The sequence below is a fragment of the Paracoccus sphaerophysae genome (genome assembly GCF_000763805.1).
GTDB classification, from domain to species: Bacteria; Pseudomonadota; Alphaproteobacteria; order Rhodobacterales; family Rhodobacteraceae; genus Paracoccus; species Paracoccus sphaerophysae.
In genome coordinates, this window is sequence record NZ_JRKS01000106.1 from 1 (window position 1) to 6,269 (window position 6,269).

A 6,269-nucleotide genomic window follows, 5' to 3' on the forward strand; every position below is an offset into this window, starting at 1 on the left:
CGGTGCGGGGATGGCGGCGTCGGGGGCGGCAAGGCCGGCCGGTGCAGGCGCCGGGACGGGCTGCGGGGCGGTGGCCGGGTCGGGCGTCGATTGCGCCAGCGCCGGCGCGAGGCTCAACAGCGAAAACGCAATTCCCAGAACCAACCGCACGACGAACCCTCATCCGAACCCCGGCCCTGACATAACAGAGGGCCGGTCGGATGAAAACGCCGAAGCCCTCGGGCCGACGTGGCGGCGAGCGCCGGGATTGTGCGGATGGCAGCAAGCCGCCGACGCAGATGGCAGGGAACTGGGCGGGGTTAGACCGCTGTGGATCGGGACTGAGGGTCGAGCCGCGCCTGGCAGCCCTGGCGCGCCGGGCTTTTGGGAATCGAGCCCCACGGAGATGGCCGTCTGGAACGCGCGGTATGACTGCCGCGCGCGGATCACTCGGCGCGCTTAACGGCCACTACGATCAGGCCTTCTTACCCTTGCCCCCCGCGCCGTGCTTCTTGGACTTTCGGGCGGCCTTGCGTTCGGCCTTTTCAGCGTCCCGGACGCGCTGGCGTTCGGCTTTCTCGGCCTCCTTGAGGGCCTTGCGTTCCGCCTTGGCGGCCTTGTCGGCGGCCTTTTGCGCCTTGGCGTCGCCCTTGGACGCCGTCGCCGACGGGGACACGGAGCGGTTGTCGGGCCGCTCGCCCGCGGTGCGCGAGGCGGCACCGGCCGCCGGCAGAGCCTCGGAGGTTTCCTCGGGCGCGGGGCGCGTCATCCGCGGCGCCCGGATGGCACGCACCGGCGACGCAGCCGTATCGGCCGCGCGGGCGGCAGCGCCGCGTCCGCCGCGACCCTGACCCGCCGCACGTGTCGGCCGCGTGGCGGCAGCACGTCCGCCGGCTTTCCCTGCGCCGGTTTTGGATGCGCCGGCTTTCGCAGCGCCGGGCTTGGAGGACTCCGAAGCCGGCGCAGCCGCGGCAGCTTGGACGTCACCCTTGCCAGCGTAACCGCGGGCAGCAGCACCCTTGCCAGCGCTGCCGTTACCAGCGCCCCCCTTACCAGCGCCGCCGCGAGCCGCGCCGGTGCCGGCGGCCTTCGCCGCGGGCGCGTCGGTGGTTCCGGCCGTGTCGGCGGCCGAGTTGCGTTTGCGGGTCTCGGCCTTGGCGCGGCGCAGGGCCGCGGCGAGGTCCTTGGCCAGCGCCGCGTCGTCGCCGCCCTTGGCGGCATCGCTGGCGCCCTGCAACTGGCGCACCAGCGTGCCCAGCGTGCGGTCGGCGTGCTTGCTCAGCGCGGGCTGGCGCGACTTCTCGATCAGCTTGGCGGTGTCGGACCCCGTACCGGCCGCCTGCGTCGCTGCGGCTCCGGTCACGCCGGACTTGGCGCCTGCGGCTCTCTCCCCCGCTGCCTTGCCCCCGGCCGAGGTGGCACGCGCGATGGCGGGTTTGCGGGGCGGCGTCGTGGTTCTTGCCATGATGGGCGGATCCTCTGGTGCGACACGGGGAGGGTATAAGGCAACGGTTTCGCTGCGCAAACGCCTGATTCTGAAGGTGGTTCCCGACAGATAGCCGCGGCCGGCGAAAAATCCGCAAAGAAAAACGCCCGGCGCTTTCGCACCGGGCTTTCCAGGATCAGTGCCGGGCGATCACAGCCGGGCGGGAACCGCGCTCTCGACCAGCGGCGCGCTAGTGACGACCGGCTCCCCGGTGGCAGCGACCGGCTGCACGACCGGAACCCCGGCGGGCTCCAGGTAGCCGTCCGGCGTCTCGACCAGCGGGCCTTCCAGCGCGCGCGATTCCGCGGCCGTGCGGACCTTGACGCGGGTGCCGGTCGGCACGCGGTCGAACAGGTCAATGATGTCCTGGTTGAACAGCCGGATGCAGCCGGCCGAGGTCGCCTTGCCGATCGACGAGGGGTCCATCGTGCCGTGGATCCGGTACAGCGTGTCGCGGCTGCCCTGGTACAGGTACAGCGCGCGCGAGCCCAGCGGGTTGGTCAGCCCACCGGGAACGCCGCCACGGAACTGGGAGTAAAGCTCGGGCTCGGTCGCGACCATGTTGGCGGTCGGCGTCCAGGACGGCCATTTCGCCTTGCGGCCGACCGTCGCGGTGCCGGCAAAGCCCAGACCCGCCTTGCCGACGGCAACGCCGACCCGGGTCGCGGTGCCGCCGGGTTCGACCAGATACAGGAAGCGGGCATAGGGATCGACGACGATGGTGCCGGGGGCGTCAGGGCCGTTATAGGGCACCTGCGCGCGGACGTTGCGGTCGCGCAGATAGGCGGGCTTGATCGCCTTGATTTCCAGCGGCTCGCCGTTGGGGCCGATGTCGGTCCGGGCCTGGTAGACACCGGGGACCGGGGCGGCGGCGGCCGGGGCCTGGGCCTGGGCCTGGGCAACGGGATCGGGGCCGCAGGCGGCAAGGCCCAGGGCAGCGGCCAGCAGGGCAGCAGAAGCGATACGCATCGCGGGTAATTCCTTGGTTTCGGCGCAGGCCGCGATGCAGGATCACGGGCGCCGGTGGGTGGCAACTTGGGATCGGGCGAATCGTCCCGAGCAGATGACGATCGCAGATCGGACGCGCTCCATACGCCGCATCCGCGGGGGAAACGTCAAGATTCCGGGGGCGCAGGCGGCGGAACCGGGGCGGCGACGTGGCAGAAATGCCGCGCACCCGATTTTTTGATCTGCGGTGATCTGTTGCCCAAATGCCGCAATTTCGGCCCCGCGCGCGCCATTCGCAGAAGGCCGCGGAACCGGCTGCGGGCAGGCCGGTTTTAGCCCCATGCAGACGCCGCCGCGTCCCGGCGTGCGAATTCGGAAGGGAATGCAATGGAATTCATCATCGCCATCATCATCGGTGCGATCGCGGGTTGGCTGGCTGGCCAGATCGTCAAGGGCCATGGCCAAGGCACGCTCATGAACATCGTCGTCGGTGTGCTCGGCGCCGTCATCGCCAACTTCCTGTTCCCGGCCCTGGGCTGGAACCTGGGCGCCGGCCCGGCTGCCGGCAACGCCGTCGCGGGCACCAACTTCCTGGGCTCGATCGTCTTCTCGACCATCGGCGCCGTGATCCTGCTGCTGATCCTGCGCCTGTTCAACCGCGCCTGATCCGCGCCGCTCTCGGAAAGACCCCCGTCGCTTGCGGCGGGGGTTTTTTCATGTCCGCCGCATCTGCCGCGCGATCAGATCGCCCAGCGCGACCAGCGGTCCAGCGAGCGGCGGCGCCTCGCCGTCGTGGCCGACGGGCTGCCGCTGGCCGATCAGCGCGGCGACCCTGTCCCACAGGCGCTCGGGCGAGACGCGCTCGTGCCGCAACCGCTCGGCGCCCTCGCCCCCCTCCGCTTCCAGCAGCACGGCGTCGGCCGCCGTCACCACCAGAACCGCGCCCTCTGCCGCGGGCAGGTCCGCGTAGTGCGCCACTGCCGCCGCCCCCCGCAGCACGACCACCGGCACCTCGCGCCCGTCCATGATCGCGCGCAGCGCCAGCAGGCGGGCGTGGCGTCGCGCAGGCGCGGCAGCTTGCATAGTGGTCCTCTCCGTCAACCAACCCCAAGCATCGTCCCGCGCCCGCCGCCGTCAAGCGCCGGACCCGGATTGCCCCTGCGGGCAAGTCGCGCCAAAGTCGCGCGCATGGCTGCCTCCTCCGCTCTCGCCCCGTTCCGTCACAAGGCGTTCCGCACCCTGTGGGCGGCGACGCTGGTGTCGAATTTCGGCGGGCTGGTGCAGGCGGTGGGCGCGGCGTGGATGATGACGCAGCTGACCGACAGCGCCACGCTGGTGGCGCTGGTGCAGGCCTCGAACACGCTGCCGGTGATGCTGTTCGCGCTGCTGTCCGGGGCGCTGGCCGACATCTTCGAGCGCCGCACCCTGCTGCTGAGCGCGCTGGCGATCATGTTCGGCATGTCGCTGCTGCTGAGCGTCGCGGCCTGGGCCGGGTGGCTGTCGCCCTACAGCCTGCTGGCGTTGACCTTCCTGATCGGGATGGGGCAGGCGCTCTACAACCCGCCCTGGCAGGCGAGCATGGGCGATCTCGTCCCCCGCGCCGACCTGCCGGCGGCGGTGACGATGAACTCGGTCGGGTTCAACCTGATGCGCTCGGTCGGTCCCGCGGCTGGCGGCCTCATCATCGCCATCTGGGGCGCCGCGGCGGCCTTTGCGGTCAACGCGGCCAGTTATATGCCGCTGATCTGGGCGATGCTGCGCTGGCGTCCGCCGCCGCGTCCGCGGGTCGGCGCGCGCGAGCCGCTGGGGCCGGCCGTCGCCGCCGGGCTGCGCTATGTGGCGCTGTCGCCGAACCTGATGCGGGTGCTGGCGCGGGGCGCGCTGTTCGGCTTTTCGGCCGTCGCGGTGCTGGCGCTGCTGCCGCTGATCGCCAAGGCCCACCCCGAGGGCGGATCGCTGATGCTGGGGATGCTGCTGGGCTGCTATGGGCTGGGCGCGATCCTGGGCGCGGCCGCGAACCCGCGCATCCGCGAGCGGATGAACAACGAACGTGTCGTTCGGCTGGCCTTCCTGGGCTTTGCGCTGGCCTGCCTGGTGCTGGCGCTAACCGACAATGTCTGGCTGCAGGGGCTGGCGCTGCTGCCGGCCGGGGCGTCCTGGGTGCTGGCGCTGTCGCTGTTCAACGTCACCGTGCAGCTGTCCACCCCGCGCTGGGTCGTGGCGCGGGCGCTGGCGCTGTATCAGACCGCGACCTTTGGCGGCATGGCCGCGGGCAGCTGGGTCTGGGGCGCGATCGCCGGCGCGCAAAGCGTGAACACGGCGCTGCTGTGGGCCTCGGGGGTGCTGGTCGCGGGGGCGGTGATCGGCCACTGGTTCACTCAGCCGGAATTCGGCAAGCTCGACCTCGACCCGGCGAACGCCTTTCGCGAACCGGCGCTGGCGCTGGACCTGCGCGGTCGGTCAGGGCCGATCATGGTGATGGTGGACTACGTGATCGACCTGGCCGACACGCCCCGGTTCCTGCGCCTGATGGCCCGCCGCCGCGCGATCCGCCGCCGCGACGGGGCGCGTAACTGGGCGCTGCTGCGCGACCTGGAAAACCCCGATCACTGGAGCGAGTCCTATCACATCGCCACCTGGGACGATTACGTCCGCCACAACCTGCGCCGCACCAAGTCCGACGCCGAGGTCACCGTGCAGCTGCGCGCCCTGCACCGGGGCGAGGGCGACCCGGTGGTCCACCGGATGATCGAGCGCCACAGCGTCAGCCCGGCCGACGACCTGCCGCTGCTGGGCAAGATCCACGTGCCGGGCGCATGACCGTCACGGTTCGCCCTGCCCGCTTCCCCGACGACCTGCCCGCGATCCGCGCCCTGGTCGTCGAATATATCGACAGCCTCGAGCTGGACCTGGGCTTTCAGGACGTGGACGGCGAGCTGGCCGGGCTGCCCGGCGCCTATGCGCCGCCCCGGGGCGCGATGCTGATCGCCGAGGCGGCGGGCGCGCCGGTCGGCATCGGCGCGATGCGCGCCCTGCCCGACGGCAGTGCCGAGATGAAGCGGATGTATCTGCGCCCCGCCGCGCGCGGCACCGGCGCCGGCCGGGCGCTGGCGGTGGCGATCATCGAGGCCGCCCGCGCCGCCGGCTATCCGCGGATGCGGCTGGACACGCAGGCGAGCTTTGTGCCCGCCGTCGCGCTGTATCGCAGCCTCGGCTTCCGCGACACGCCGCGCTATAACGACAACCCGCTGCCGGGGTCGCTTTTCATGGCGCTGGAACTCGGCTGACCGAAGCCCCAACGGGCCGCCGCATCCCGATCACCCGGGCAAAGCCGAAGATCGGCCCCAGCGGCCCCATCCGCGTCACCCGGTCCGACCGGAACCCGGCCCGCTGATACAGCGCCCGCGCGCGGGGGTTGGTGTCGGTCACCTCGAGCCGCAATTCGCCAAGCCCCCGCTGCGCGGCCTCGGCCTCGAGCGCCCGCAGCAGCGCGGTGCCGACGCCCCGGCCCCGCGCCCCGGCCGCCACGCAGATGGTTTCGACGTTGAGACAGCCGCCCGGCGCCGGCCGGTACAGCGCCAGGAACACCGCGCTGCGCCAGATCGCCGAGGGCCAGCCATAGATCGCGGCCAGGTCCGACAGGGTGCCGCCGACGAACCCGCCCTCGCCCGCGATCTGGTAGCCCGCGACGCCCAGCAGCCGGCCATCCGGGGCGACCGCGCTGAGCACCTTGCCGGGGTCGATCGCCCGCGCGAGAAACGCCTGCGCCCGCGTCCCGCGGCCCAGCGGCGCGCGCAGCTTGCGGGCGAACGCCTCGGCCACCAGCGCGGCGGCGGCGTCCCGCGCGCCGCTGGGC

The 6,269-nt window shown here is 72.2% G+C and carries 7 protein-coding genes; 3 read left to right on the forward strand and 4 right to left on the reverse strand.

The genetic code is table 11. The annotated features are described in order from the left end of the window. Positions 1 to 454 precede the first annotated feature (454 nt). Together IC63_RS16215 and IC63_RS16220 are read right to left on the reverse strand one after the other, a co-directional pair. On the reverse strand, positions 455 to 1,444 hold the full coding sequence (locus IC63_RS16215; RefSeq protein WP_156965531.1) for a hypothetical protein: 990 nt from the start codon (positions 1,442 to 1,444) through the stop codon (positions 455 to 457). A 171-nt stretch (positions 1,445 to 1,615) separates the two neighbouring features. Further along, positions 1,616 to 2,434 (reverse strand): L,D-transpeptidase, encoded by an 819-nt coding sequence (locus IC63_RS16220; RefSeq protein WP_036722472.1) that lies wholly within the window; start codon positions 2,432 to 2,434, stop codon positions 1,616 to 1,618. A gap of 366 nt (positions 2,435 to 2,800) precedes the next feature. Here IC63_RS16220 and IC63_RS16225 point away from each other — a divergent pair, with 366 nt between their 5' ends. Next, positions 2,801 to 3,079, forward strand: a complete 279-nt coding sequence (locus tag IC63_RS16225; RefSeq protein ID WP_036722473.1) for a GlsB/YeaQ/YmgE family stress response membrane protein — start codon at positions 2,801 to 2,803, stop codon at positions 3,077 to 3,079. Between the two features lie 48 nt (positions 3,080 to 3,127). Here the strand turns inward: IC63_RS16225 and IC63_RS16230 are convergent, their stop codons facing one another. Beyond that, on the reverse strand, positions 3,128 to 3,496 hold the full coding sequence (locus IC63_RS16230; protein WP_036722475.1) for a hypothetical protein: 369 nt from the start codon (positions 3,494 to 3,496) through the stop codon (positions 3,128 to 3,130). Between the two features lie 105 nt (positions 3,497 to 3,601). On the opposite strand from IC63_RS16230, the gene IC63_RS16235 reads away from it, so the two are divergent. Continuing rightward, on the forward strand, positions 3,602 to 5,233 hold the full coding sequence (locus IC63_RS16235; protein WP_036722477.1) for an MFS transporter: 1,632 nt from the start codon (positions 3,602 to 3,604) through the stop codon (positions 5,231 to 5,233). Continuing rightward, entirely contained in the window at positions 5,230 to 5,700 is a 471-nt protein-coding gene (locus IC63_RS16240) for a GNAT family N-acetyltransferase (protein WP_036722479.1), read from the forward strand. The genes IC63_RS16235 and IC63_RS16240 overlap by 4 nt, the downstream gene beginning before the upstream one ends. Here IC63_RS16240 and IC63_RS16245 read toward each other — a convergent pair. Then, positions 5,678 to 6,269: GNAT family N-acetyltransferase (locus IC63_RS16245; RefSeq protein ID WP_036722482.1), on the reverse strand; the 592-nt coding region annotated here is incomplete at its 5' end. The two genes, IC63_RS16240 and IC63_RS16245, sit on opposite strands and share 23 nt — an antisense overlap.